General features: G+C 52.7%; 1 protein-coding gene. It reads left to right on the top strand.

Features of this window, described 5'->3' with window-relative positions; genetic code table 11:
* Positions 1–216, top strand: a 216-nt coding sequence (locus V6D20_11910; protein ID HEY9816484.1) for a hypothetical protein, incomplete at its 5' end; no start/stop codon positions are given.
* Positions 217–1,006: the final 790 nt, after the last annotated feature.

The raw sequence follows: 1,006 nt of genomic DNA, 5'->3' as shown, positions 1-1,006 counted from the left end.
GGCGAACGCTGGAAGGGCGAGCGCATGGCCTATGGTGATATGACATACGATGATGCATTGACACTGAGGGCCGCAGCCGCTGAGCGTGATAGGCTCAAAAAATTGGCGAAAGAGCACAGTGTGGGGCGGGTAGCTGAAGATTATGGCGTCAGCAAGACTATGGTAGGGCTGATCAGCAATGGCAGCCGGTGGCTTTACTTGGGAGTTAGGGGCTAATGACCTATAAGCCAGAGGCCGACTTAAACCACAGCATGGTCAGCCCATCGCATCGCTATTCCTGCAAAGATAGGCCGCACCCTGGTGAGCCTTGGTTGCCTTTGCCAGATTCAAACACATGCGGCCATAGCTACAGGGCCACAGATCCATCCTGCCGAGATTGCAAATGGAGAGAAAGCGCATGACACTAAATCGCGACCAAGCAACCCAAGACCGCGAAGACCTTTACAACGACTCCACCCAGGCAGAGATTGTTGCCATACTTGCAAGCGATGGCGCCCAAGGTTGCGGGCGGATAGCGGATAAGATTGGAAAGCATCCGACAGAAACCCGGTGGCATTTGCTGGAGTTACGCAGCCGGGGAGAGGTCAACTATAATTGGATTTCGGGCGCTTATTCGATATGAGTGAATGGATGAGTGTTGAGGATAGGTTGCCCGAAAGTGCGCCAGAATTTGGGTTGCCATCAATAGAATACTGGGTAATATTAAGTCCAGACAATGCGACAAAGACAAAGCTACCAAGGCTTGGCTTTTTTATGGATGGAAAATTCTATAACACTCTCGGAAACATCTCTGTCAGAAAAGATTCATCTTTCATTAGGCAGCCCAGCCACTGGATGCCATTACCGGAGCCGCCACAGTGACCCCCTGCACCGGATCAGGCAACGCCCAGCTATGTCTTAGGCGGCATGAGTGCCAGCGGTTTCAGGCTTACACTGAGATAGTGGGCAGTGCGCCGATGCGGTTGTATCAGAAGCCGGTTAGCCCTGAGTGTTGGCGGTGGAAGCC

The sequence above is a fragment of the Candidatus Obscuribacterales bacterium genome (genome assembly GCA_036703605.1).
In the GTDB taxonomy this organism is placed as follows: Bacteria; Cyanobacteriota; Cyanobacteriia; order RECH01; family RECH01; genus RECH01.
Note: the sequence above shows the minus strand (reverse complement) of the source record. Positions and strands in the feature narration are given on the sequence as shown.